This is a genomic window from Pseudomonas sp. TH34 (assembly GCF_016650865.1).
In the GTDB taxonomy this organism is placed as follows: Bacteria; Pseudomonadota; Gammaproteobacteria; order Pseudomonadales; family Pseudomonadaceae; genus Aquipseudomonas; species Aquipseudomonas yamanorum.
Window position 1 is genome coordinate 23,303 of the sequence record NZ_JAEKFB010000018.1, and the last position, 26,062, is coordinate 49,364.

24 protein-coding genes are annotated in these 26,062 nt (G+C 60.4%); 11 read left to right on the forward strand and 13 right to left on the reverse strand.

Features of this window, described 5'->3' with window-relative positions; genetic code table 11:
- The 6 genes from JFU58_RS10835 (at window position 1) to JFU58_RS10860 (ending at window position 6,051) form a co-directional block, all read left to right on the forward strand.
- Entirely contained in the window at window positions 1-1,383 is a 1,383-nt protein-coding gene (locus tag JFU58_RS10835; RefSeq protein ID WP_201140645.1) for a M16 family metallopeptidase, read from the forward strand.
- 72 nt (window positions 1,384-1,455) lie between these two features.
- On the forward strand, window positions 1,456-2,499 hold the full coding sequence (locus JFU58_RS10840) for a DUF5924 family protein (RefSeq protein WP_017477993.1): 1,044 nt from the start codon (window positions 1,456-1,458) through the stop codon (window positions 2,497-2,499).
- A 55-nt stretch (window positions 2,500-2,554) separates the two neighbouring features.
- Window positions 2,555-3,703: an ABC transporter permease gene (locus JFU58_RS10845; protein ID WP_201140647.1), complete on the forward strand. Its 1,149-nt coding sequence runs from the start codon at window positions 2,555-2,557 to the stop codon at window positions 3,701-3,703.
- Window positions 3,700-4,503 carry an ABC transporter ATP-binding protein gene (locus JFU58_RS10850; RefSeq protein WP_017477991.1) on the forward strand — a complete coding sequence of 268 codons (804 nt, stop codon included), beginning with the start codon at window positions 3,700-3,702 and terminating at the stop codon, window positions 4,501-4,503. The genes JFU58_RS10845 and JFU58_RS10850 overlap by 4 nt, the downstream gene beginning before the upstream one ends.
- A gap of 1 nt (window position 4,504) precedes the next feature.
- A complete protein-coding gene (locus tag JFU58_RS10855) occupies window positions 4,505-5,443 on the forward strand; it encodes an MlaD family protein (protein ID WP_063033691.1) in 939 nt (312 codons plus the stop codon).
- Entirely contained in the window at window positions 5,440-6,051 is a 612-nt protein-coding gene (locus tag JFU58_RS10860) for an ABC-type transport auxiliary lipoprotein family protein (RefSeq protein ID WP_201140649.1), read from the forward strand. Before JFU58_RS10855 ends, JFU58_RS10860 begins: the two co-directional genes overlap by 4 nt.
- Window positions 6,052-6,143: 92 nt before the next feature.
- On the opposite strand, the gene JFU58_RS10865 is transcribed toward JFU58_RS10860, so the two are convergent.
- The 5 genes from JFU58_RS10865 to JFU58_RS10885 form a co-directional block, all read right to left on the reverse strand.
- On the reverse strand, window positions 6,144-7,373 hold the full coding sequence (locus JFU58_RS10865) for a nucleoside recognition domain-containing protein (protein WP_003214785.1): 1,230 nt from the start codon (window positions 7,371-7,373) through the stop codon (window positions 6,144-6,146).
- A gap of 100 nt (window positions 7,374-7,473) precedes the next feature.
- A complete protein-coding gene (gene gltP / locus JFU58_RS10870; RefSeq protein ID WP_063033694.1) occupies window positions 7,474-8,805 on the reverse strand; it encodes a glutamate/aspartate:proton symporter GltP in 1,332 nt (443 codons plus the stop codon).
- 726 nt (window positions 8,806-9,531) lie between these two features.
- Window positions 9,532-9,999 (reverse strand): inhibitor of vertebrate lysozyme family protein, encoded by a 468-nt coding sequence (locus JFU58_RS10875; protein WP_177025291.1) that lies wholly within the window; start codon window positions 9,997-9,999, stop codon window positions 9,532-9,534.
- 2 nt (window positions 10,000-10,001) lie between these two features.
- Window positions 10,002-10,166, reverse strand: a complete 165-nt coding sequence (locus JFU58_RS10880) for a DUF1328 domain-containing protein (RefSeq protein ID WP_003170804.1) — start codon at window positions 10,164-10,166, stop codon at window positions 10,002-10,004.
- A gap of 77 nt (window positions 10,167-10,243) precedes the next feature.
- Entirely contained in the window at window positions 10,244-10,528 is a 285-nt protein-coding gene (locus JFU58_RS10885) for a hypothetical protein (protein WP_063033696.1), read from the reverse strand.
- 409 nt (window positions 10,529-10,937) lie between these two features.
- Here JFU58_RS10885 and algB point away from each other — a divergent pair, with 409 nt between their 5' ends.
- Window positions 10,938-12,284 carry a sigma-54-dependent response regulator transcription factor AlgB gene (algB, locus tag JFU58_RS10890; protein WP_003214793.1) on the forward strand — a complete coding sequence of 449 codons (1,347 nt, stop codon included), beginning with the start codon at window positions 10,938-10,940 and terminating at the stop codon, window positions 12,282-12,284.
- Between the two features lie 10 nt (window positions 12,285-12,294).
- A complete protein-coding gene (locus JFU58_RS10895; protein ID WP_063033697.1) occupies window positions 12,295-14,082 on the forward strand; it encodes a KinB sensor domain-containing domain in 1,788 nt (595 codons plus the stop codon).
- Window positions 14,083-14,098: 16 nt separating this feature from the next.
- Here the strand turns inward: JFU58_RS10895 and JFU58_RS10900 are convergent, their stop codons facing one another.
- The 6 genes from JFU58_RS10900 to JFU58_RS10925 form a co-directional block, all read right to left on the reverse strand.
- Entirely contained in the window at window positions 14,099-14,875 is a 777-nt protein-coding gene (locus JFU58_RS10900) for an N-acetylmuramoyl-L-alanine amidase (protein ID WP_093203252.1), read from the reverse strand.
- Window positions 14,876-14,973: 98 nt separating this feature from the next.
- The gene (locus JFU58_RS10905) at window positions 14,974-17,085 is read right to left on the reverse strand and encodes a GGDEF domain-containing protein (RefSeq protein WP_201140651.1); all 2,112 of its coding nucleotides are present in this window, start codon (window positions 17,083-17,085) and stop codon (window positions 14,974-14,976) included.
- A complete protein-coding gene (locus JFU58_RS10910) occupies window positions 17,082-17,960 on the reverse strand; it encodes an endonuclease/exonuclease/phosphatase family protein (RefSeq protein WP_003214803.1) in 879 nt (292 codons plus the stop codon). Before JFU58_RS10910 ends, JFU58_RS10905 begins: the two co-directional genes overlap by 4 nt.
- Window positions 17,961-17,970: 10 nt before the next feature.
- Window positions 17,971-18,609, reverse strand: coding sequence for a thiol:disulfide interchange protein DsbA/DsbL (locus tag JFU58_RS10915; RefSeq protein ID WP_063033700.1), 639 nt, complete (start codon window positions 18,607-18,609; stop codon window positions 17,971-17,973).
- 169 nt (window positions 18,610-18,778) lie between these two features.
- Window positions 18,779-19,384, reverse strand: a complete 606-nt coding sequence (locus JFU58_RS10920; protein ID WP_010168648.1) for a c-type cytochrome — start codon at window positions 19,382-19,384, stop codon at window positions 18,779-18,781.
- A gap of 33 nt (window positions 19,385-19,417) precedes the next feature.
- The gene (locus JFU58_RS10925; protein WP_063033701.1) at window positions 19,418-19,720 is read right to left on the reverse strand and encodes a c-type cytochrome; all 303 of its coding nucleotides are present in this window, start codon (window positions 19,718-19,720) and stop codon (window positions 19,418-19,420) included.
- Window positions 19,721-19,912: 192 nt separating this feature from the next.
- Between JFU58_RS10925 and yihA the strand changes: the two genes are divergently transcribed.
- Complete coding sequence (gene yihA, locus JFU58_RS10930) at window positions 19,913-20,554, forward strand: ribosome biogenesis GTP-binding protein YihA/YsxC (protein WP_003214811.1); 642 nt, start codon at window positions 19,913-19,915, stop codon at window positions 20,552-20,554.
- Window positions 20,555-20,820: 266 nt separating this feature from the next.
- Here yihA and polA read toward each other — a convergent pair whose 3' ends face one another.
- Window positions 20,821-23,613, reverse strand: coding sequence for a DNA polymerase I (polA, locus tag JFU58_RS10935; RefSeq protein ID WP_201140653.1), 2,793 nt, complete (start codon window positions 23,611-23,613; stop codon window positions 20,821-20,823).
- 74 nt (window positions 23,614-23,687) lie between these two features.
- Between polA and JFU58_RS10940 the strand changes: the two genes are divergently transcribed.
- Together JFU58_RS10940 and JFU58_RS10945 are read left to right on the forward strand one after the other, a co-directional pair.
- On the forward strand, window positions 23,688-23,978 hold the full coding sequence (locus JFU58_RS10940) for a DUF2782 domain-containing protein (RefSeq protein ID WP_017477978.1): 291 nt from the start codon (window positions 23,688-23,690) through the stop codon (window positions 23,976-23,978).
- A gap of 56 nt (window positions 23,979-24,034) precedes the next feature.
- The gene (locus tag JFU58_RS10945) at window positions 24,035-24,988 is read left to right on the forward strand and encodes a homoserine kinase (protein ID WP_177069817.1); all 954 of its coding nucleotides are present in this window, start codon (window positions 24,035-24,037) and stop codon (window positions 24,986-24,988) included.
- Between the two features lie 128 nt (window positions 24,989-25,116).
- Here the strand turns inward: JFU58_RS10945 and JFU58_RS10950 are convergent, their stop codons facing one another.
- Window positions 25,117-26,046: a zinc ABC transporter substrate-binding protein gene (locus tag JFU58_RS10950; RefSeq protein WP_342215248.1), complete on the reverse strand. Its 930-nt coding sequence runs from the start codon at window positions 26,044-26,046 to the stop codon at window positions 25,117-25,119.
- Window positions 26,047-26,062 lie beyond the last annotated feature (16 nt).

The following is a 26,062-nucleotide window of genomic DNA, read 5'->3' on the forward strand; positions in this document are numbered from 1 at the left end:
ATGCGTCGCCTGCTATTCGCCTGCCTGCTCATGGGCTCGGCACACACCTTTGCCTTTGACCGCCTGCAAGTCGAGGGCTACACCCTGCCCAACGGCCTGCAGTTGCTGCTCAAGCCGGGCACTGAACGCGGCCACGTGGCCATTCGCCTGGTGGTGGGTGTGGGCCTCGATGACTTCAGTTGCGAAGACAAGGAGCTGCCACACCTGCTGGAACACCTGCTGTTCAGCGGTATCGACGGCGGTGGTGAAGGTGAGCTGGAAGAACGCATGCAAGCCCTCGGCGGTGACTGGAACGCCTACACCAGCAACGCCGACACCACCTTCGTCATCGAGGCCCCGGCGCAAAACCAGCGCAAGGTACTCGACCTGCTGCTGGCCATCATCACCCGCACCCAGCTGACCGACGCCAACATCAACGCCGCCAAACAGGTGGTGGAGCGCGAAGACGGCGGCCATTACTCACACCTGCAACGCCTGCTGGACCGCCAGGACCTCGGCCACAAGGCCAGCAGTCAGCTTGCCGTCGAGCTGGGCCTCAAATGCGCCGAGCGGGCCGAAGTCGAGCACCTGACTCGCGACCAGTTGGAAAAGCTGCGCAAGGCCTGGTACGCCCCCAACAACATGACCCTGATCATCGTCGGCGACCTCGACAAGCTGCTGCCGGCCTATCTCGAACGCACCTATGGCGCGCTTGATCCGGTTGATCCCAGCGAACATCGCCCACTGCCGGACATTCAACACGCCGCCGCCATTCGCCGCGACCTGATCCACGGCTGGGTCGGTGATAACGCCAAACTGCACTGGTTATTCCCCGAGCCGGTACTGGACGACCAGTACGATGAAACCTTCGACCTGCTCAAGGACTACCTGGACTGGGCGCTGTATCGCCAACTGCGGCTGCAGCATGGTTTGTCCTACGGCCCATGGAGCGAGCGCGAAGTGCTGGGCGGTGTCGGCTTCATGAGCCTCAACGCCGACCTTGAACGCGACAACCTGCCCGAAGCCGAGCACGTACTGGAGACCCTCAGGGCCCAGTTGCTCAAGGACGGCCTCGACCCGGCCACCTTCGCCCGCCTGCAACAAGCCGCCATCGCCCGCCAGGCTTGGGCCGTTCAAGGTAATAGCGCGTTGGCCGACTATTACTGGAGTGCCTCGGGCGACTACGCCAAAGGGCGTTTCAGCGACCCGGCCAAGCGCATCAAGGCGGTCAGCCTGGAGCAAGCCAACCAGGCCATGCGCGAACTGCTCAAGCAGAACGGCTACTGGCGCATCGAGAAACCGTTGTTCAGCTACGACACCCTCAACTGGATCGCCGCCGGCGCACTGGGGCTGCTTGCAATTGTGTTGCTGGGCGTGTGGCGTTATCGCAAAGGGATTGCGTAATCAGGCCCCGAGAAAATGGCTAAAACGTTATTCTGTCTGGGATTTTTTCCTACAAAAACTGTGAACTGCCGAATGCCTAACCTGACCCACTACATCCAGCGCATCCTCGAGCTGATGAAGCGCTACCCAGGGGTGATTGCACTCGGCGGCTTCATCTCGGGTGTGAGCAGCTTCATCCTGGTGGATCGCCAGCAAGGCATGGCCAGCTGGATCGCGATCATTATGCTGGTGAGCTGGTTATGGCTGATGCTCGAAAACAGCCTCACCCAACTGTTCAGCAAAGTCTTCAAACGGGAAATCCCCGAACCGCTGCTGCGCTACGCCACGCAGATGATCCACCAGGAAAGCCTGTTTTTTGTTCTGCCGTTCTTTTTTGTCACCACCACCTGGAACAGCGGCCAGTCGATTTTTACCGGCCTGCTGGGCGCGGCGGCGCTGGTCTCCATCACCGACCCGCTGTACTACAAATGGCTGGCGCCCAAACGCTCGCTCTTTCTGGCACTGCACACCCTGACCCTGTTTGCGGCCCTGCTGACCGCGCTGCCGATCATCCTCCACCTGACCACCGCCGAGAGTTACAAACTGGCCCTCGGCGTGGCAATGCTGCTGTCGATCCCGAGCCTGGCCGTGAGCCTGCCGCTGCGCAGCATCAAGGGCTGGGCGATGCTGTTGGGGGTTACCGCGGCGATTGGTTGCGCCGGCTGGTTCCTGCGCACGTGGGTGCCGCCCGCTACCCTGTGGATGACCGAAGTGGCCATCAGCACCCAATTGCAAGACCGCACACCCGGCGATGACCTGAAAGAAGTCAGCGCCGCCCAACTGCGCAGCAGCGGGCTGTATGCCTACACCGCGATCAACGCGCCGCGCGGCCTGGATGAGCGGATCTACCATGTGTGGAAGTTCAACGGCAAGGAAGTCGACCGCATCGCCCTGGACATCCATGGTGGGCGCAAGGAAGGCTATCGGGCCTGGACCCACAAGCAGAACTTCCCCCCCGACTCGGTGGGACGCTGGCAGGTACGGGTGCTGACCGAAGATGGCCAAGTGATCGGTGTGTTGCGCTTCAAGGTGACTGACCCCGGTCAGGACGCCACAACGCCAGACGCGCCAAAGTAGGCAGGATCGTGCTATTACGTAGGAATTCTGGAATAGCCAAACAAGCTCGGAGCTTATGACCAGTAGCACAACGGCCGGTGCAGCCCACCTGGACACGTCCACCCAACCTCCACTGTTGAGGATTACGGGAGATTGGACGCTGGCCCACTATGCCAACCTGAAGAAGCTGTCGGAAAAGCTCGACGGCCAGTACGACGCGGGCGCACGCATCGACCTTAACGGCCTCGGCGCCCTGGACACCGCCGGCGCCTCGCTGCTGGTGGAGTTGCTCGGCCCCGAGCGTATCGAACAATCCGCCGAACAGACCGACTGCAGCCTCTCGACCGCCGACCGCGCATTGCTGAAAACCGTCTACCGCTCCCTGAACGACTTCTGTGTGCCGGTCAAAGAACCGGAAGAAGCCGCCGGCATCATATTGCTCGCGCGCATTGGCGGCGCGGTCTACACCGTCTGGCAAGACGGCATGAAACTGCTGGGTTTTATCGGCCTGATCCTCGAAACCTTCGCCCGTGGCGTATTCCAGCCCAAGCGCTGGCGCGTGACGCCAATGGTCGCGCATATCGAACAAACCGGTCTCGACGCGGCCCCCATCGTGGCCTTGCTGACCTTTCTGGTGGGCGCGGTGGTGGCGTTTCTCGGCGCCACGGTGCTGGCCAGTTTTGGCGCGAGCATTTTTACCGTAGACCTGGTGGCGTTCTCCTTCCTGCGGGAATTCGGCGTATTGCTCACCGCGATCCTGATGGCGGGCCGCACCGCCAGTGCCTTCACCGCACAGATCGGCTCGATGAAGGCCAACGAAGAGATCGACGCGATTCGCACCCTGGGCCTCGACCCGATGGAGTTGCTGGTGCTGCCCCGGGTGCTGGCATTGCTGGTGGCGCTGCCGATGCTGACGTTCCTCGCGATGCTCTCGGGGATTATCGGTGGTGGTGTGGTGTGCGCCGTGGCCCTGGATATTTCACCGGCGATGTTCCTCTCACTGCTGCAATCGGACATCGGTGTGCAGCACTTTATCGTGGGTATGATCAAGGCGCCGATCTTCGCATTCCTGATCGCCGCCATCGGCTGCCTCGAAGGTTTCAAGGTCAGCGGCAGCGCCGAATCCGTCGGTGCCCACACCACCTCCAGCGTGGTGCAATCGATTTTCGTGGTGATCGTACTGGATGCGGTCGCCGCACTGTTCTTCATGGAGATGGGCTGGTGAGTCGTCTGCGCCGTGCGCCCACTGAGGCGGTGATCGAAGTCCGCGGGCTGTGCAATCGCTTTGGTTCGCAAAGCGTGCACGAGAACCTCGACCTGGACTTGTACAAGGGCGAGATCCTCGCCGTCGTCGGAGGCTCCGGCAGCGGCAAGTCGGTGCTGCTGCGCAGCATCATTGGCCTGCGTCAGCCCAGCGAAGGGGAAGTGCGGGTGTTCGGGCAGAACTTGCCGAGCCTCTCGGAGCATGAGCGGTCGATGGTGGAGCGGCGTTTCGGCGTGCTGTTCCAGAAGGGCGCGCTGTTTTCCTCGCTGACGGTCACCGAGAACGTTGCCTTGCCGCTGATCGAACATGCCGGCCTCAGCCGTCCCGATGCCGAACACCTGGCGGCGGTAAAGCTGGCGCTGGCCGGGTTGCCGCTGTCGGCCGCGGATAAATATCCATCGTCACTCTCCGGCGGCATGATCAAGCGCGCGGCCCTGGCCCGTGCCCTGGCGCTGGACCCGGACATTCTGTTTCTCGACGAACCCACCGCCGGCCTCGATCCGATCGGCGCCGCCGCCTTCGATCAACTGATCCTGACCCTGCGCGATGCGTTGGGCCTGAGTGTCTTCCTGGTCACCCACGACCTCGACACGCTGTACACCATCACCGACCGCGTGGCGGTGCTGGCGCAGAAAAAGGTACTGGTGGCAGATGCCATCGATGTCGTCTCGGAAACCGACGACGCCTGGATTCACGAATACTTCCATGGCCCACGGGGCCGCGCGGCATTGGATGCCGCTCAACTGCTCAACGAGGTATGACATGGAAACCCGAGCCCATCATGTGATGATCGGTCTGTTCAGCGTGATCGTCGTGGTCGGCGCCATGCTGTTTGGCCTGTGGCTGGCCAAATCCAGCGTCGACAGCGCCTTTCAGGATTACGAAGTGATCTTCAACGAGGCGGTCAGTGGTTTGTCCCAAGGCAGCGCCGTGCAGTACAGCGGGATCAAGGTGGGCGACGTCACCAGCCTGCGCCTCGACCCGAAAGATCCGCGCCGGGTATTGGCACGCATCCGTCTGGCCGGGCAAACACCGATCAAGGAAGACACCCAGGCCAAGCTGGCCCTGACCGGCATCACCGGCACCTCGATCATCCAGCTCAGCGGCGGCACGCCCCAAAGCCCGGAACTCAAGGGCAAGGACGGCGAGTTGCCGCAAATCATCGCCTCACCGTCACCTATCGCTCGCCTGCTGAACAACAGCAATGACCTGATGACCAGCATCAACTTGCTGCTGCACAACGCCAACCACATGTTCTCCCGGGAGAACGTCGAGCGCCTCAGCAATACCCTGGACAACCTGCAACAGACCACCGGCGCGATTGCCGACCAACGCGGCGACATCAAGGTGGTGATGCAGCAATTGATGCAGGTGAGCAAACAGGCCAGCGCCACCCTGGAGCAAACCACCGCACTGATGCGCAACGCCAACGGTTTACTCAATGATCAGGGCAAGCAGGTGTTCGGCAGTGCTGAAAAGGCCATGCAGTCCCTTCAACAAAGCACGGCCACCCTCGACACCTTGCTGACCAACAACAAGGACTCCCTCAACAGCGGCATGCAGGGTCTCAACGAACTGGCACCTGCGGTGCGCGAGTTGCGGGAGACCTTGGGCTCGTTGCGCGCCATTTCCCGCCGCCTGGAAGCCAACCCCAGCGGTTACCTGCTGGGCAGCGACAAGAACAAGGAGTTCACGCCATGAAGCGTGTTTACCAAGTGATCGCCCCCGTTGCCCTGGCATTGGTCAGTGCGTGTTCGATCTTACCCAAGGCGGACCCTTCGGACGTGTACCGGCTGCCCTCGGCGCAGACCACCGCGCAGGCCAGCCCTGTGGCCTGGTCGCTGCGAGTGGCCAAGCCGCAGACCAGCGAATTCCTCGACAGCCCGCGGATTGCCGTAGTGCCTAACGGTGACCTGATCAGCAGCTACGCGAATTCCCGCTGGAGCGATCCGGCACCGGTGCTGTTGCGTAACCGGTTGCTGGACGGGTTCCAGCGTGACGGACGGGTGACACTGCTCAGTACCGATGAGACCAATCTCCAGGCGGACTTTGAGCTGGGCGGGCAGTTGCAGGCGTTTCAGAGTGAGTATCGCGGCAGTACGGTTGAGGTAGTGATACGGCTGGATGCGCGGCTGGTGCGCGGCAGTGATCAGCGGATTATTGCCAGCAAGCGGTTTGAGGTGAGACAGCCGGTGGGGGATACCAAGGTGCCGGCGGTGGTGGCCGGGTTTGGTCAGGCTGGGGATGCACTGAATAAACAGGTGGTAGATTGGGTGGTGGGCCAGGGCAATACAGCACCAAAACGCTGAAGGCCTCATCGCAGGCAAGCCAGCTCCCACATTTGAAGGTATTCACAAATCAAAATGTGGGAGCTGGCTTGCCTGCGATAGCAATTTAAGCCTTAGCCGAAGAACCAGTAGCACACCGCAATCGCCGCCACGACGCCAGCAAACTCCGCCAACAACGCACACCCCACCGCATGCCGCGCCCGCTGGATCCCCACCGAGCCAAAGTACACCGCCAACACATAAAACGTGGTCTCGGTACTGCCCTGAATCGTCGCTGCCACCAACGCCGGGAAGCTGTCCACGCCCTGGGTCTGCATCGTCTCAATCAGCATCGCCCGCGCCGCGCTGCCGGAGAACGGCTTGACCATCGCCGTCGGCAACGCATCGACAAAGCGGGTGTCCATGCCGGTCCATGCCACCACATGGCGAATCCCTTCCAGGCCGAAATCCAGCGCGCCGGACGCCCGCAACACACCCACGGCACAGAGCATCGCCACCAGGTACGGCAGCAGGTTCTTGGCCACGTCGAAACCTTCTTTGGCGCCTTCGACAAACGCCTCGTAGACCTTCACCTTGCGCAGCGCGCCGATCACCAGGAACAGCATGATCAGCCCGAACAGCGTGAGATTGCCGAGGATCGACGACAGGCCCGCCAGCGCAGTGGCTGAGAGCGTCGCCAGCAAGGCCATGAACCCCCCCAGTACCAGCGCACCCGGAATCAGATACGCAAGCACCACCGGGTCCCACAGCCGCAGGCGTTGCATCACCGCCACCGACAGCAGGCCCACCAGGGTCGAGGCGCTGGTGGCCAGCAGGATCGGCAGGAACACCAGCGTTGGGTCCGCTGCACCTTGTTGGGCGCGGTACATGAAGATGGTGACCGGCAGCAGGGTCAGGGAAGACGCGTTGAGCACCAGGAACAAAATTTGCGCATTACTGGCGGTGTTGGGGATGGGATTGAGCTCTTGCAGCGCCTTCATGGCCTTGAGGCCGATGGGCGTGGCGGCATTGTCGAGGCCCAGGCCGTTGGCGGCGAAGTTGAGGGTGATCAAGCCGATGGCCGGGTGGCCGGCGGGCACTTCCGGCATCAGGCGCCGGAACAGAGGGCCAAGGGCCTTGGCCAGCCAATCGACGATCCCGGCTTTCTCGGCGATGCGCAGGAAGCCCAACCACAAGGTCAGGGTGCCGAACAGCAACACCATCACCTCGACCGACAGCTTGGCCATGGCGAAAATGCTTTCCACCATCGCCGCAAAGATGCCGGCGTTACCGCCAATCAGCCATTGCGCCAGCGCGGACACCATCGCCACGATAAAAAAGCCAAGCCACAGGCCATTGAGCATCAGTTGAATCCCCCGAAAGATGGGGCGAATGATAGCGGGGCTGGCAGAAACGACAAACCCCGGAATTTTCCGGGGTTTGTGTAGGAGCCAACTCTGGCGATCAGCCGCGAGTGGTCTCGCCGGCCGGCATCACTTGCTTGGTGCGCCAGTGCGGCAGGGAGTTCCAGTAGCGCTCGCCCTTGGCATCGTCGTACATGCCTTCCCAGCGGGAGATGACCAGTACGGCCAAGGCGTTACCGATCACGTTCAGTGCGGTACGCGCCATGTCCATGATGCGGTCGACACCGGCGATGAACGCCAGGCCTTCCAGCGGAATACCCACGCTGCCCAGGGTCGCCAGCAATACCACGAACGACACACCCGGTACGCCGGCGATACCTTTGGAGGTGACCATCAAGGTCAGCACCAGCATCAGTTGCTGGCCAATCGACAGGTCGATGCCATACAGCTGCGCGATAAAGATCGCCGCGATGCTCTGGTACAGGGTCGAACCGTCGAGGTTGAACGAGTAGCCGGTCGGCACCACAAAGCTGCAGATCGCCTTCGGCGCGCCGTAGGCTTCCATCTTCTCGATCACACGCGGCAGCACGGTTTCGGAACTGGCGGTGGAGTAGGCCAGCACCAGCTCATCCTTGAAGATGCGCATCAACTTGATCACCGAGAAGCCGAACAGGCGGGCGATCAGGCCGAGGACCACAAAGGCGAAGAACAGGATGGCGACGTAAACCAGGATCACCAGCTTGGCCAGCGGCAGCAGCGAGGCGAAACCGAAGTTGGCGACGGTCACCGCGATCAGGGCAAATACACCAATCGGGGCGTATTTCATGATCATGTGGGTGACTTTGAACATGCTCTCGGACACGCCCTGGAACATGGTTACCAGGGGCTCGCGCAGTTCAGGCTTGAGGCTCGACAAGCCGAGGCCGAACAATACCGAGAAGAAGATGATCGGCAGCATGTCGCCACGGGCGACGGCGGCGAAGATGTTCGACGGGATCAGGTTGAGGATCGTCTCGATGAACGCATGCTCATGCTGGACCTCGGCGGCGGTGGCCGTGTATTTGGAAATGTCGACGGTACCCAGGGTACTCATGTCGATGCCGGTACCCGGATGGAACAGGTTGGCCAGCAGCAGGCCGACCACAATGGCGATGGTGGTGACCACTTCGAAGTAAAGGATGGTTTTAACGCCGATCCGACCGAGCTTTTTCGCATCCCCAACACCGGCGATTCCGACAATCAGCGACGAAATCACGATCGGGATAACGATCATCTTGATCAGGCGGATAAAGATATCGCCAGCGGGCTGCAATACGTTGCTGATCCACCAGGCCTTTTCAGCACTGAAATGGTTAAGCACCGCACCGATTGCAATCCCCAGCACCAGACCGATGAGGATCTGCCAGGCGAGGCTTAGCTTTGCCTTCTTCATGTCATTACCCTTACTTCAAGTGGACTCAGGCAGATGCGCCAGCAGCTGGAACGCTCGAGAGCGAAAAAGTGTGTGCATCTGCCCCCGTAGAAGGTCACCGCAGTTGGCCGATATGGCTCACTGGCAGGCGAAAAAAGGCGCAACTATTCCGATGCAAGCAGGCGACGTCTAATGCCGTAAACGCCTACCCTATGCCGAATCGGCATGAGTTTTTTTGAGTTTTTCTGTCTGAACGGTCAGTTCGAATACGACATTTCGGCAGGCATAAATGCCGCGAACCTGCCATTTCAGGCTTGCGCAGGGTTTTTTGAAAATCTACGGTCGCGGTTGAAAACCCCTGAAATTTCCTACGCATACCATCGAAAAACTCGTCTGGCAGAAGACAAACTTTCTCGATAGATGGTCACGCGGAAACACCAAGAAATGGTTGGGGCGACGCAAAAAGGAAAATGGCCGCTATGGGCGGCATGACTGAAGCGGGCATAAGAGCCGCAAGCCCGTCGCAAGTTCCACAAACCATTGGCTTGGGAACTTGCGTCGCAGCTTTTCACCTGACCCGGCCCTTGCGCAGGCACTCCCTGTCCCCGTAGGTCACGCCGATCCGATCGATCAGAGCAACCCGGCCCCTTGGTCATGCACCGCCCTTGTCGGGCGGTGCAAACAGAAAGAAGCATGGCGCTTCTTTCTATGGACGATACGGTAGACGACAGCGTCGTCAGACCGAACCTAGTACCAATTCGGATCTTTCTTGAGCTGTTCCATCAGCAGCTTCTGCATGCCTTCGTTCGGCTTGCCAAGAAAACGGTAGTCGGCGTGCCGTGTTGGCGATTTGTCCGCAGGCAGGCCCGCAGGAACTTCCACCAACATGGCGTAGGCATCTTCCTTATCGAAGCTGAAAGCGACGATCAGGCGCTTGTTCAGGCACGTGTCTGCGGTCTCGCAGAGCGGCCCTACCAAGTACTTGTCGCCATCCTCTTCAACGGCATTCATTTGTTCAGCGCTGCCCGACAGGTTCAACACCCATTCCGGCAAGCGCTCTTCCTTCTTGACCACGCTCTGCCAGGTTTCGCGGTACTGCGGGTTCGCACTCAGCAGTTCGTTGGCCCGAGTCTGGCCGTCATTGGCAGCCAGCACCAAGCCGCTGCCGCCCAACAACAGGGCGGCAGCCAGGACTTTAAGAGACGAATTGAACATGTTCAGCCTCGGCCACGACGACCAAAGAAGAAGGAAGCGATAAACATCACCAGGAAGACCACAAACAGAATCTTGGCGATACCCGTGGCGGTGCCCGCGATACCACCGAAGCCCAGGACTGCAGCCACAATGGCGATGATCAGAAATGTGATTGCCCAACTCAACATGGTGATTCTCCTTACGCTTCTTTTAGGGGTAACAGCGGTGGTGCCTGCGGTCGCTCGATTAAAGGACCGTGTCTTGCTTAGAACACCCAGCGTTCCTGATAAGGCAGGTCGCCGAGGGTGGAATCCTGTTCAACCGCCGTCAGTTGCGGGGTTGTCACGTTGGCGGCGGTGCTGCCAACGGAGCGGAAATGGGTCTGGGTCATCATCGGGCGTTCAAAATGCGCGGCTACTTGCTGCTGACTCTGCCAATGCGCCAATTGCTGACCGCCAATCAGGGTCACCATCAGGGCCAGGCTGGCAAACAGCCCCTGTTGCAGACGCAGTGGCGATACACGCAGTTGGGTCAGGCTTTGGCGAGTCATGCTGTATCTCTCCCGCATTCTGATTATTCGTTTATGAAACTCATATGAGGTGTATTGCATATGAGGTGTATTGCAGCCTGCGTGCCAGTTTTTTAACAAAATAAAACCCAATAAAATCAACAGGTTGAAAACAAAAGCGCTTTGACACCACGAGCATCCTGCACGATGCCCCTATCCTTGCCGTGCGAAATGCACGATGGTCACTGGTCGGATCAAGGGATAGGAAGGCAGCGGTCGACTGCCGAATGGACAAGAAGGCGATAAAAACGCCTCAAAATGGCGTCTCTTTAAGAAGAAGCGCAGATAGCTGCGCGGTGACGGCTTTAATCAATCAGAATAAACCATGCAACTTGCCCGATTATTCCGGGACTAAACAACATCATTCATTCTTAGTGGGAGCGCGGGACAGATGGAATCAGCCAAGGAACTTCAAGGCCGCATTCTTTTAGTGGATGACGAATCCGCGATCCTTCGCACCTTCCGTTACTGCCTGGAAGATGAAGGCTACACCGTAGCCACCGCCAACAGCGCCGCCCAGGCCGATGCCCTGTTGCAACGCCAGGTGTTTGACCTGTGCTTCCTGGACCTGCGCCTTGGCGAAGACAACGGTCTCGATGTACTGGCGCAAATGCGTATCCAGGCACCGTGGATGCGCGTGGTAATCGTCACTGCCCATTCGGCCGTCGACACCGCCGTGGATGCGATCCAGGCCGGCGCGGCCGACTACCTTGTCAAACCTTGCAGCCCCGACCAATTGCGCTTGGCCACGGCCAAACAGTTGGAAGTACGCCAGCTCTCGGCGCGCCTGGAAGCCTTGGAAGGCGCAGTGCGCCAGCCCAAGGACGGTCTGGACTCCCACAGCCCGGCCATGATGGTAGTGCTGGAAACCGCACGCCAGGTGGCGGGCACTGATGCCAACATCCTGATTCTTGGCGAGTCCGGCACCGGTAAAGGTGAGCTGGCCCGAGCGATCCACGGCTGGAGCAAGCGGGCGAAAAAATCCTGCGTCACCATCAATTGCCCGTCGCTGACGGCGGAGCTGATGGAAAGCGAGCTGTTCGGCCATAGCCGTGGTGCGTTTACGGGCGCCAGTGAAAGTACCCTGGGCCGGGTCAACCAGGCAGATGGCGGCACGCTGTTTCTCGACGAGATCGGCGACTTTCCACTTACTTTGCAACCCAAGTTGCTGCGTTTTATCCAGGACAAGGAATACGAGCGCGTCGGTGACCCAGTGACTCGCCGTGCTGACGTGCGAATTCTTGCCGCCACCAACCTGAACCTGGAAGACATGGTTCGTGACGGTCGTTTCCGCGAAGACCTGCTGTACCGCCTGAATGTCATCACCTTGCACCTGCCACCTCTGCGCGAGCGCAGCGAAGACATCCTGACCCTGGCCGACCGCTTCCTGGCGCGCTTCGTTAAGGAATATGCGCGGCCGGCTCGCGGCTTCAGCGATGAAGCCCGTGAGGCGCTGCTCAACTACCGCTGGCCGGGGAACATCCGCGAACTGCGCAACGTGGTGGAGCGAGCCAGCATCATCTGCCCGCAGGAAAAGGTTGAGATCAGCCACCTCGGCATGGCCGAACAGCCAACCAACAACGCCCCGCGCATCGGTGCGGCGTTGAGCCTGGATGAATTGGAAAAGGCGCATATCGGCGCCGTGCTGGCCACCAGTGACACCCTGGACCAGGCAGCCCGCACCCTTGGCATTGATGCGTCAACGCTGTACCGCAAACGCAAACAATACAACCTGTGAGCTGTAGCCTATGAAGCTTGCGATGAAGCTGCGCACTCGGCTGTTCCTGAGCATCTCCGCGCTGATCACCGTTGCCCTGCTGGGGTTGCTGCTGGGCCTGGTGAGTGTCATGCAAATGGCCAAGACCCAGGAATCGCTGATTCGCAGCAACTTCATCACCCTGGACCTGGGCCTCAAGCTTCGGCAGACCCTCGGCGACCAGTTGATGATCATGCTCAACGAACAGCCGAACACTGCTGCGCTGGAAGACTCCAAGCAACGCTATTTCGCCCTGCTGCAGCAAGGCATCGAACACGAACAAAAGGACGCGGCAACCAGCGGTTTTACTCAGGCCAAATCCGACTACCTGAGTTTTCTCGAGGCATTCGATAAAAAGGAAAATGCTCCAGCGCAGCTGCGCAACAACAACGAGCTGACCGAGCGCTTCAATATCTTGCGCAACGGCCTGATCGCCGAGCATAAGAAAGCCCTGGATAACATCAACGACACCGAACACAAGTCCCGCGAACGCGCGTTGTTGATCGCCGGCCTGCTGGGTCTGGTCGGGCTGGCAGTGCTGATCATCGGCTTCATCACCGCCCATGGCATTGCCCGACGCTTTGGCGGGCCGATCGAAGCGCTGGCCAAGGCCGCCGACAAGATCGGCCAGGGCAACTTCGAAGTCACACTGCCCATTTCGTCGGCGGCGGAGATGAACCTGCTGACCCGACGCTTCGGCATCATGGCCGAGGCGTTGCGCCAACATCAGGCAACCAATGTCGATGAACTGCTTGCCGGGCAGCAACGCCTGCAGGCGGTGCTCGACAGCATCGACGACGGCCTGCTGATGATTGACCGCCAGGGTCGACTGGAACACCTTAACCCGGTGGCACAGCGCCAACTGGGCTGGGACGAGAATCGCCTGGGCCAAGGCCTTGGCGAAGCCCTGGGCCGGCCGGAACTGGACGAACAACTGCACCTGGTACTGCGCGGCGGCAACCTGGAGCGTGCACCTGAAGACCTGGAAGTGGAGGTTGAGGGTGAGCTGCGCCTGCTGACGTATAGCCTGACACCGGTCAGCCATACCCAGGGGCACATTCTGGGCGCGGTAATGGTGCTGCATGACGTCACCGAACAGCGCGCCTTTGAACGAGTGCGCAGTGAGTTCGTGTTGCGCGCGTCCCATGAGTTACGTACGCCTGTCACAGGCATGCACATGGCATTCGGCTTGTTCCGGGAACGGGCGAAGTTTCCCGCGGAATCCCGCGAAGCGGACCTGCTGGATACGGTCAACGAGGAAATGCAGCGCCTGATGCAGTTGATCAACGACTTGCTCAACTTCTCGCGCTACCAGAATGGCTTGCAGAAACTCACCCTCGGCCCGTGCGACATCAGCGACCTGCTCGAACATGCTCGCGCCCGCTTCGCGGAACAGGCGAATGCGCAGAACATCGAACTGCTGGTTGAGGAGCAATCCCCGCTACCGAGGTTGCATGCCGATCGGGCGCAGTTGGAGAGGGTACTCGACAATTTGCTGGGCAATGCCCTTCGGCACACTGCCGACGGTGGGCAGATCCGCTTGCAGGCGCGCCGCCATGGCGAACGGGTGATTGTCAGCGTCGAGGACAACGGTGAAGGCATTGCCTACGGCCAGCAAGGGCGGATCTTCGAACCGTTTGTGCAGGTAGGCCGCAAGAAAGGCGGCGCCGGGCTGGGCCTGGCGCTGTGCAAGGAGATCGTGCAATTGCACGGTGGCCGCATGGGGGTTTATTCACGGCCGGGGCAGGGAACTCAGTTCTATATGGCGCTGCCCCTGTAGGATCACGCGCCAACCGTTATTGGTGATTCAACGCCCGCAAGATCGCGGCACTCTCGGCATCCGGCGTCCCATCAAACAGCGACGCGCGGAAATGCATCTGGAACGCGGCCAACACATGCCGTGTCGCCACATCCAACTCACCCGTCTGCGGCGTCGGATAACCCAGCTTCGCCAACTCTTCCTGGAACCAGGTAATGCTCGGCAGATCGGCCGCGTACTGTACCTGGTAACGGGCAACCGCCTTGGCGTCCGGCCACATGCCCAGCCCTTCATCTGCCAGGCGCTTCCAGGGGAATAACGGCCCCGGGTCCAGCTTGCGCAGCGGGGCAATGTCGCTATGGCCAATGATATTTCGCGGGTCGATACCGTTACGCTTGCTGATGTCCTTGAGCAGCACCACCAGCGACTGCACCTGAGCCTCGGAGTACGGATACCAGACGCGGCCCGTCGGCAAATCGCGATAACCCGGGTTCACAATCTCGATCCCGATCGAACTGGAGTTGAGCCAGGTACGGCCCATCCATTCGCTTTCTCCGGCATGCCAGGCGCGCTGGCTCTCATCCACGAGCTTATAGATGGTGGCCGAGGCATCATCACCGATCAGGTAATGGCTGCTGACCTGGCCATGGGTCAACAGCGCCAAGGAACGCTCAAGGGACGCCGAGGTGTAGTGCACGACGACGAATTGCACACGATTGTCGTGGTTCACCGACGGATGGCTGGTGTCCAGGCGAGGGCCACTCGCGCAACCGGCGAGCAGGAGAAGCAGAAAGGCAGAACACAGAAGTTTCATGGCAGCAGACAATACGCTTAAGACGATAATGCAACAGTGTAACGTACCATTTGCTGCCAGGCGGCCAAATGCGAAGCTTTAAACAAAATGGAACATTTTCAGGCCGCCTGCACCTGATTGCGTCCCGCCGCCTTGGCACGGTACAGCGCCTCGTCAGCGCGTTTGAGCGCCAGGTCACTGCGTTCACCCGGCTGAAATTGCGCCATGCCCATGGATACCGTGATGGTCACCGGCTTGCCCTTGAAGTGAAACGGGCAGGCTTCGATGGCGGCGCGCAGGGTTTCACCTACGGCCAAGGCATCGGACAGTGAGGAGTTGGGCATCAGCAACACAAACTCTTCACCGCCAAAGCGTGCAATGAAGTCGTTGGGGCGCAAGCGTTTTCGGAGCACCGTGGCGATGATCTTCAGCACCTTGTCGCCGGCCAGATGACCATAGCCGTCGTTGATACGCTTGAAGTGATCCAGGTCCAGCATCGCCAGTGACAGGTTATTCCCACGCTGGTGCCAGGCGTTGACCTCTTGCTCCAGGCGTTCGCTCCAGGCCGCGCGGTTGGGTAAACCGGTGAGCGGGTCGATCAGGGCTTTCTGGCGCTGAACCTCGAGATGCTCACGGTAGCCCTGGGCCTCATGTTCCATATTGGCGACCCGTTCGGCCAGGCTTTTGAGGCGTGCAGCCACTTCCTGCTCGCGCTGGTCACGCTGGTGCTGGTGTTCGTCCATGGTACCCAGCAGACCCTCAAGATGGCTCTCCAGCACGTGCTTGAGGCTATCCAGGTCCGCCGCGTCCTGCACGCTGGTTTGCAAACCATCCACCTGCTCGCGGATCTGGGTATCCAACTCCCTGGCAGCCGAGCGGCTGTCCGCGTGGCCGTCACTGGCGACCTGCAGGTGCCCCTGGAACGCCTCGAGACGCTCGTTGAGTTGCTTGAGGTAGGCTTCAAACTCGTGCTGGCCGCTGTCGGTGATCGCCAGCATCAACACCGCCAGGTCATCGAGAATCGGCAGCAGTTCGTACCAGTTCAACCCATGGGTCAGGCGCTCGCGCATGGCTTCGGCCTGGGGCCGATAACGCTCGGGCAGCGACAGGTCTTCCAGCAAGCCGAGCAGGGTGTCTTCGATGTGTTTGGCCACCGAACTGTAAGACGGCTCGGGGGTGTCGGGCAGGGCGTAGGTCTGATCCGCTTGCAGCTCGTCGGGGTTCAGCTCTGCCAGCTCGGGCGCCTCTTGCGACTCGTCGGCCAGGACCGGTGGCAGGGAGAGACTGCCGATCTCTGTCCGCTCCGGCTCACGGACCTGCACCTCTGGCGCTTCGACCATGGCGGCGAGGGCACTCTCGAGCTCAACCTCCGTTTCGATCGGTTGTTCGGGCTCCGGCATTTCGATAATCGCAGCGGGCGCCTCGATGACGGGCGCCGCAGCCACGACGGCGGGGGCAACTGGCGCCGCTTCGCTGACAGCTTCTTCAGCAGCCGTTACTTGCGGTACGGGCTCAGGAGGCGACTCGACAGGGGCCGGGGCCTTCGGCTGCGGTGCAAATGCCCGCAGCGCCTGGGCCAGCTCCGCCGACTGCGCCGGCGCTTCAGGCTCATCCACCGGCTTGGGCTTTGGCGCAGCAGGCGCAGGAGCGGTCGGGCGGGGTGCCGTGGGTGAGTCGACCTCCGGGGCTTCGGCCGCGGCATCTTTGGCGCCAAACAGTCGCTGCAACAGCCCCGGGCCCGAACGGTTGGTTTCGCCCTCCGGCTCCAGGTTACTCAACGCCTGCCCCTGGAGGCCGCTCAGCTCACTCAGCAACAGCGGGATCTCCCGCGCCTGGCCGACCCGACCGTCCAGCTGCTTGGCGAACGCCTTCAGCGGGCGACTCACTTCCCGCGGCAAGGGCAGTTTCTGCAACTGAGTGACCAGGGCCGTCAACGCGCTGCCGATCTGGTCAACCCGGGTTTCGCGGCGTTGCTCCGAATCCAGCACGGCCTTTTCCAGGCGCGGCAGCAATGCAGCGAGGGCAGCGTCCATGTCGTCGGTGCGCACCACATCACGCATTTCCTTCATGCATTGGTCAACCGCACGGTCGGTCCCTTCTGCCGCCAGGGTGCTGCGTACCAGCCCCCGGCGCAGCAGGTCGAGGCGGGCGGCCCAGCGACGTTCGAGCTTTTCTTGTTGCTCGACGCTTTTAAGGTATTTTTCTTTCCAACGCTGGGCGTCGTCGCTCATGCAAGAGGTCCGCGAGGGCCGGGGCTCAACGCGGGCAATGCATCAGCCGTGAGCGAACCCGGCAGACGAATCTCTACCGCGACGGGCAGGTGATCGGAGATGGGCTGCGCCAGTACCTGCACACTTTCGAGTGTCAGGGTCGGGCTAAGCAGGATGTGATCAAGACAACGTTGCGGACGCCAACTGGGAAAGGTGGCTTCGACTTGCGGCGCCAGCAACCCAAGGTCGCGCAACGGGGAATTCTGTAGCAGGTCGCTGGCGTGGGTGTTCATGTCCCCCATCAGCACTTGGTGTTTGTAGTTGCCAATCAACTCGCGGATGTAGGCCAACTGCAGGGTGCGGGTTCGTGCCCCCAACGCGAGGTGCATCATCACCACGACCAACGCTTCCGGCCCTTCGCCGAACCGCACGAGAATCGCCCCGCGGCCTTTTGGCCCGGGCAACGGGTGATCCTCGATCGCCCACGGTTTCAGGCGGCTGAGCACACCATTGCTGTGCTGGCCGAGTTTGCCGAGGTTGCGATTGAGTTGTTGATACCAGTAGGGAAAAGCACCGAGCTGGGCAAGATGCTCGACCTGGTTGATGTAGCCCGAACGCAGGCTGCCACCGTCGGCCTCCTGCAGGGCTACCAGATCGAAGTCGCCCAGCAGGTCGCCGATCTTTTGCAGATTACCGGCACGCCCGTTGTGGGGCAGCAGGTGCTGCCAGCCACGGGTCAGGTAATGCCGGTATTTCTCGGTACTGATGCCCACCTGGATATTGAAACTGAGCAGGCGCAGCCGACTGTCTGCCGGCAGGCCCGTGGATTCAAGGTGGTGCTCGTTGACCTTAGGGTCATGCAGGCCAACGACACGTTCAGTACCCCAGCGACGCATGACGGGCCCCTTACTTGGCTGCGCGCTCTTTGGCGATCAACTGGTCGGCCACGTTCAGCGCTTGCTCTTCGCCGCCGGCACTGCCGATGTCAAAGCGGTATTTGCCGTTGACGATCAGCGTCGGTACGCCTTGCACGCCGTATTTCTGGGCCAGTTCCTTGTATTGGGCCATCTTGCCCTTCACAGCGAACGAGTTGAATGTCTCCAGGAACTTGGTTTTGTCGACGCCTTGGGTGGCGACGAAATCGGCCATGTCTTCAGGCTTCACCAGGCGCTTGCCTTCTTTCTGGATGGCATTGAACACAGCCGCGTGAACCTTGTGTTCTACACCCATGGTGTCCAGGGTAATGAACAGCTGGCCGTGGGCGTCCCATGGGCCGCCGAACAGGGCAGGAATACGTTTGAAATTCACGTCCTGAGGCAGCTTATCGACCCACGGATTGATGACTGGCTCAAAAGCGTAGCAATGCGGGCAGCCATACCAGAACAGCTCCACCACTTCGATCTTGCCCGGTACGGAAACCGGCACAGGATTGGCCAGCTCAACGTAGGTTTTACCGGCTTCAAGCGGCACATTATCGGCAGCTTGTGCGGTCATGCCGAAAAGGCTGGCAGTGACGAGAGCGGCGCTGAGGATCAGATTACGCATGCTTTACTCCTGGACAAATAAAGTCGCCTCACGCGACCTTTGTTGTGACAGGTCTACGCGGGCATGAGTTCGTTAGTGTAACGGCACCGGCCGCAAAAAAGGGCAGCCTAAGCCACCCTTTTTATGCTTGCATCGACGGATTAATCGAGCGTTAACGTAGCCGGGGCAATTAGTGCAGGCCCTGGATGTATTGGGACACGGCTTCGATGTCCTTGTTGCTGAGTTTCCCGGCGATGCTCTGCATGATTTTGGTATCGCCGTCGTTGGTACGATTGCCTTCGCGGAAGTCCGTCAGCTGTTTGCCGATGTACTGGGCATGTTGGCCGCTCAAGTGCGGGAAGCCAGCAGCAGCGAGGCCCGCGCCGTTAGGCGAGTGGCAACCGATGCAGGAAGGCATGCCTTTTTCCAGGTTACCGCCACGGAACAGTTCTTCACCGTGGGCCACCAATTTCGGATCAGCAGCCCCCACGCTGCCCTTTTGGCTGGCAAAATACGCCGCGATATCCGCCAGGTCCTGATCGCTGAGGTTGGTCAACAAGCCGGTCATTTCCAGGACCGTACGCTTGCCGTCCTTGATGTCGTGCATCTGCTTGGTCAGGTAACGCTCACCCTGGCCGGCCAGTTTTGGAAAGTTTGGCGCCGGGCTATTACCGTCCGGTCCATGGCAAGCACCACATACGGCGGCTTTCGCCTGGCCGGCAGTGGCGTCGCCTGCGGCATGGGCAACACCGGTGATGCCCAAGGTCAACAGCAGACTCACGATCAGTTTGTTCATCAGCTAATCCAACTACGGCTAAGGGTTAAAGAGTTATGGACCGGGTTTACTCACCATCAACTGAATGACGGCATGGTAATCCTCGGTACTGCAGTCCATGCACAAACCACGCGGCGGCATCGCCTTGAAACCCTGGGTCACGTGTTGCACCAGCGTGTCCATACCTTGAGCCAATCTTGGCTTCCAGGCTGCCTGGTCACCCCGTCTAGGGGCGTTGGGCAACTGTCCGGCATGGCAGGCCCCGCAAACGCGGTTGTACACAGCCTCCGGTTCCTGTGTAGCCTGAGCACTGTAAAGTGGCATCAAGACACCGACGGCTAGCAGCCACTTGGTCATACATCGACCTTTTCAGGGTTTGAGAGCGTTTTGCGTTCTAATGCGCAATAAAGGTCTATCGCTCCCGTGAACTTCATCCTTCGCTGGGACAAAGCACACACAAAATCTGCGGCATTATATACTGGCGCTACTGAAACGGAAACGACACCGCTTGCCGCACCTATTCCCGGCACCGCCCACATCGGAAAACTCATGCAACTCAAGAATCCCATCCTCGGCCTGTGCCAACAGTCCACCTTCATGCTCAGCGCCGCCAAAGTCGACCAATGCCCCGATGACGAAGGCTTCGAAGTCGCATTCGCCGGCCGTTCCAACGCCGGCAAATCCAGCGCGCTGAACACCCTGACCCACGCCAGCCTGGCCCGCACCTCGAAAACCCCGGGGCGCACACAGCTCCTCAACTTCTTCAAGCTAGACGATGATCGGCGTCTGGTCGACCTTCCGGGCTACGGTTATGCAAAAGTACCTATCCCGCTGAAGCTGCACTGGCAGCGTCACCTGGAAGCCTATCTGGGTGGCCGGGAGAGTTTGAAGGGTTTGATTCTGATGATGGACATCCGTCATCCAATGACCGACTTCGACCTGTTGATGCTCGATTGGGCCGTCGCCAGCGGCATGCCGATGCACGTCCTGCTGACCAAGGCCGACAAGCTGACCTACGGCGCAGCCAAGAACACCCTGCTCAAAGTGCAGGCAGAAATCCGTAAGGGTTGGGGCGACGCGGTGACTATCCAGCTGTTCTCGGCGCCAAAACGCATGGGCCTGGAAGACGCCTATACGGTACTGGCAGGCTGGATGGAACTGGCTGACAAAGGTTCGGAAGCCGCCGAGTAAAAACTCGGGGCAAAAAAAACCCCGGACTTCGTATGGGGAGGGGAAGTTCGGGGTCCAAGTTCCGGACCGCTAGGGCGGGGTCCAGATATCTGCCAACACTTAACACAACATAGGAGCATTGAAGGGCTTCACCACCCATTCAGTAACTCTGAGTAGCAGTTCACGGGTTAAGTTCCGGCACGTTCAAAAAACTATTGGAAATAACCCGCCGCGTTTTCCGATCTAAAGCGCTGCCGCAGCATGATGCCGCGGCCCAAGCCCCAGGCTTAGTGCGCCTCGTCCCAGTTGTCGCCCACGCCGACGTCCACCACCAGTGGCACATCCAGCTTCGCCGCATCACTCATGTGCTCACGAATCTTCGCGCTGACTTCAGCTACCAGGTCTTCACGCACCTCCAGCACCAATTCATCGTGCACCTGAAGGATGACCTTAGCGTCCAGGCCCGAGGCCGTCAGCCAGTTGTCGACCTTGACCATGGCCTTCTTGATGATATCGGCCGCGGTACCCTGCATCGGCGCGTTGATCGCCGTACGCTCGGCGCCCGCACGTTCCTGAGGCTTGTTGGAGTTGATCTCCGGCAGGTACAGGCGGCGCCCGAACAAGGTTTCCACGTAGCCCTGGTCAGCCGCCTGGGCACGGGTGCGCTCCATGTACTCGCGGACCCCCGGGTAGCGGGCGAAGTACACATCGATGTAAGCCTTGGCGGTCTTGGTGTCGACGCCGATGTCCTTGCCGAGCTTCTGGGCGCCCATGCCGTAGATCAGGCCAAAGTTGATCGCCTTGGCGCTGCGACGCTGATTGGATGTGACCTCAGCCAACTCAACCTTGAACACCTCAGCCGCCGTGGCGGTGTGCACGTCGAGGTCGTCGCGGAACGCATTCAGCAACCCTGCGTCCTTGGACAAATGCGCCATGATGCGCAGCTCGATCTGGGAATAGTCCGCCGCCAGCAGCTTGTAGCCCTTGGGCGCGACAAACGCCTGGCGAATACGCCGGCCTTCGGCAGTACGCACCGGAATGTTCTGCAGGTTTGGATCGCTGGAGGACAGCCGCCCGGTAGCTGCGACGGCCTGGTGATAGGACGTGTGAACCCGCCCGGTACGCGGGTTAATCTGTTCGGGCAGACGGTCGGTATAGGTGCTTTTCAGCTTGCTCATGCTGCGGTACTGCATCAGCACTTTTGGCAGCGGGTAGTCGTCTTCAGCCAATTTGGCCAAGACTTCCTCGGCCGTCGAGGCCTGGCCCTTGCCGGTCTTCTTCAACACCGGCAGCCCGAGCTTCTCGTAGAGGATCGCGCCCAACTGCTTGGGCGAGCCCAGGTTGAACTCCTCGCCGGCGATTTCATACGCCTGGCGCTCCAGGTCCACCATCTTGTTGCCCAGCTCGATGCTCTGGATACCCAGCAGGGCAGCATCCACCAAGGCGCCCTGACGCTCAATGCGCGCCAAGACCGGCACCAGCGGCATCTCGATGTCGGACACGACGCTGGCCAAGGCAGGAATCGCAGAGAGCTGCTTGTGCAGTTCCTGATGCAAGCGCAGGGTCACATCGGCGTCTTCCGCTGCGTAAGGTCCCGCCTGCTCAAGGGGAATCTGGTCAAAGGTCAGCTGCTTGGCGCCTTTGCCGGCGATGTCCTGGAAGCTGACGGTGTCGTAGTCCAGGTACTTCTTCGCCAGGCTGTCCATGTCGTGGCGAGTCGCCACGGAGTTCAGCACGTAGGATTCAAGCATGGTGTCGAAGGCGATGCCGCGCACGGTGATGCCGTGTGCCGGGTCGCCACCGATGGCGCAATTGGCCAGGATGTTCATGTCGAACTTCGCATGCTGGCCGACCTTGAGTTTTTCCGGGTCTTCGAGCAACGGCTTCAGGGCCAGTAGCACGGTGTCCCGATCCAGCTGTTCCGGCGCGCCGATGTAGGAGTGGGTCAGCGGAATGTAGGCTGCTTCATGGGCCTGCACGGCAAACGACACACCCACCAATTGCGCTTTCTGAGCGTCGATCCCGGTGGTTTCGGTATCAAAGGCGAACAGCTTGGCGTCGTTGAGCTTCTTCAGCCAGACATCAAACTGAGCCTGGGTGAGGATGGTTTCGTACACCGGCTCTACAGAAACCGGAGCGACTGTTTCAATCGCTTCGTCCACGACTGCGGCCGATGGTGCGGCGCTCAGCTCAACACGCTTTGCATCGCGCTGAATCTCGTCAATCCAGCTCTTGAACTCCAGCAGCGTGTACAGCTCCAGCAGCTTCTCGCGATCCGGCTCGATCAGGTGCAAGTCGTCCAGGCCCACATCCAGCGGCACATCGATCTTGATCGTCGCCAACTCGTAGGACAGGAACGCACTCGCCTTATGCTCTTCCAGTTTGGCGACCAACGTCTTGGCACCACGAATCGGCAAGGTCGGCACGATATCGAGCTGCTCGTAGAGCTCTTTCAAACCGCCGTTCACGCCTACCAACAGGCCGGAAGCCGTCTTCGGACCAATGCCCGGAACGCCCGGGATGTTGTCGGACGAGTCGCCCATCAACGCCAGGTAATCGATGATCTGCTCGGGAGCGACACCGAATTTCTCCTTCACGCCCTCAACGTCCATGGCGCTACCGGTCATGGTGTTGACCAAGGTAATGTGCCCGTCCACCAACTGCGCCATGTCCTTGTCACCGGTGGAAATCACCACCGGCCGGTCGGCGGCCGCGCTGCTGCGGGCCAGGGTGCCGATCACGTCGTCCGCTTCCACGCCTTCGACGCACAGCAGCGGGAAGCCCAGGGCGATCACGCTCTGGTGCAGCGGCTCGATCTGCACGCGCATGTCATCGGGCATGCTCGCGCGGTTGGCCTTGTATTCGGCGTACAGCTCATCGCGAAATGTCCCGCCCTTGGCGTCGAACACCACCGCGAACGGACTGTTCGGGTACTGTTTGCGCAGGCTTTTGAGCATGTTCAGCACGCCCTTGACCGCGCCGGTAGGCAGGCCTTTGGAAGTGGTGAGCGGCGGCAGCGCGTGAAAGGCGCGGTAAAGGTAAGAAGAACCGTCCACCAGGACGAGGGGGGCTTGGCTCATGAGCAGGATCAACCTTTTCGGCGGGTCAGGCGCTAGAATAGCCGGACCAATGACGACAAAGGGACAAGGTTATCATGCGTACAGTAAATCGCTTGTTGTTGACCGGCTTGATTGCATTCCTTCCGCTGGCCGCCATGGCAGCCGACGGAGCGCCTTCGGCAGATCCGGAGGTCACCATTCGCACGGAAGGCGACAAGACCATCCAGGAATACCGCCAAAATGGCTTCCTGTACGCAATCAAGGTGACTCAGAAAGGCTTTCCGCCTTACTTCCTGGTGCGCGCGGACGGAACCGATGCGAACTTCATCCGCTCTGACCAGCCGGATATGCTGATCCCGTCATGGAAGATCTTCGAATGGAAATGATTTCTTAACTTTAATCGGCGCTGCTCCCCGCAGCGCCCGTAACGGCAGTTTTAACCATGTCTGTGTTCACCCCCCTGGCTCGGCCCGAGCTGGAAACCTTTCTTGCCCCTTACGGGCTCGGCCGCCTGCTTGATTTCCAGGGGATTGCCGCTGGTAGTGAAAACACCAATTTCTTTATCAGCCTGGAACAGGGCGAGTTTGTCCTGACCCTGGTCGAGCGCGGCCCCGTGCAGGAAATGCCGTTCTTCATCGAACTGCTGGACGTGCTCCACGACGCCGACCTGCCAGTGCCTTACGCCCTGCGTACCACCGACGGCGTGGCCTTGCGCGAGTTGGCAGGCAAACCGGCGCTGTTGCAACCGCGCCTGGCGGGCAAGCACATCAAGGAAGCCAACGCCCAGCATTGCGTGCAAGTGGGCGAATTGCTCGGTCACCTGCACTTGGCCACCCAAGGCGACAAGGTACTGGAACGCAAGACCGATCGCGGGCTGGACTGGATGCTCAGCGAAGGCGCGCAACTGATTTCACACCTCGACGCTGAACAACAACGCCTGCTGCAAGCTGCGCTGGATGAGATCGAGGCGCACAAGGTGCAGATCCTTGCGCTGCCCCGGGCGAATATCCACGCCGACCTGTTCCGCGACAACGCGATGTTCGAAGGTACGCACCTGACCGGGCTGATCGACTTCTACAACGCCTGCTCCGGGCCGATGCTGTACGACGTGGCGATTGCCCTGAACGACTGGTGCTCGGACGCCGACGGCGTGATCGACGGCCAGCGGGCACGGGCATTGTTGGGGGCTTATGCGGGCTTGCGACCGTTCACCGCCAAGGAAGCGGAGCTGTGGCCGACGATGTTGCGCGTGGCCTGTGTGCGGTTCTGGCTGTCACGCCTGATTGCGGCTGAATCGTTCGCCGGGCAGGACGTGCTGATTCACGACCCGCGAGAGTTTCAAGTGCGCTTGGCGCAACGCCAGCAGGTCAAGACCCCGCTGCCGTTCGCGCTGTAAAGATCGTACGCGGTCAAAAATGTGGGAGCGGGCTTGCTCGCGAAAGCGGTGGATCAGTCAATGCATCTGGTGCCTGACACTCCGCCTTCGCGAGCAAGCCCGCTCCCACATTTGATCTTCGCTGAGCCTTACAGGGACTCCAGGCACCCAGCCAGGTCATTCCCCAGCTTCTCCAGCACCTGCTCATACCCTTGGGCGGAGGCCGGCGTGTAACCGCCCAACGCATCCAGCTCGGCCAGCTTCACCGGCAAACCCGCCACCAGCGTTTCCGCCAGGCGAGGGCGCAGCGGCGGCTCGCTGAACACACAAGTCTTGCCCACTTCCTGCAACCGCGTGCGCATCGCCGCCACATGCTGGGCGCCCGGCTGCACTTCTGCGGCAACGCTGAACACACCAGTGTGCTTGAGGCCGTAGGCATCTTCGAAGTAATCGAACGCCTCATGGAATACGAAGTAAGGCTTGCCGGCGACATCCGCCATACGTGCTTTCAAGCGCGCATCCAACGCGTCCATACGGCCATCAAAGGCCTTCACGTTGCTCTGGTAACGCTCGGCGTTGGCCGGATCAGCAGCAGTGAGGTCCGCAGCCATACGGTTGGCGATCACTCGGGCGTTGACCGTCGACAACCACAAATGCGCATCCAGGCTGCCTGGGCGATGATCGTGATCATGCTCGTCGGCATCTTCAGCATGGGAGTGGCTATCTTCGGCGAACCGGCGCAATTTCATTCCTGGCAGGTCCTGCACGGCCACCGTCGGCAAGCTGCGACCTTTCAATACGCGTGGCAGAAAGCTTTCCATGTCCGGGCCGATCCAATACAGCAGGTCCACCGACTGCACGCGCCGTACGTCGGAAGGACGCAACGCATAGTTATGGGGCGAGGCGCCCGGCGGCAGCAATACCTCAGGAATCGCCACGCCATCCTGCACGGCGGCGGCAATCAGCTGTAACGGTTTGATGCTGGTCAGCACCCGAACCTCCGCCTGAGCGGCACCGGCAAGCAGCAAACTGGTGACAAATACGACAAAAACGGGAAAAAGTCTGGACACGATGACCACTCAAGGAGGCAGGAAC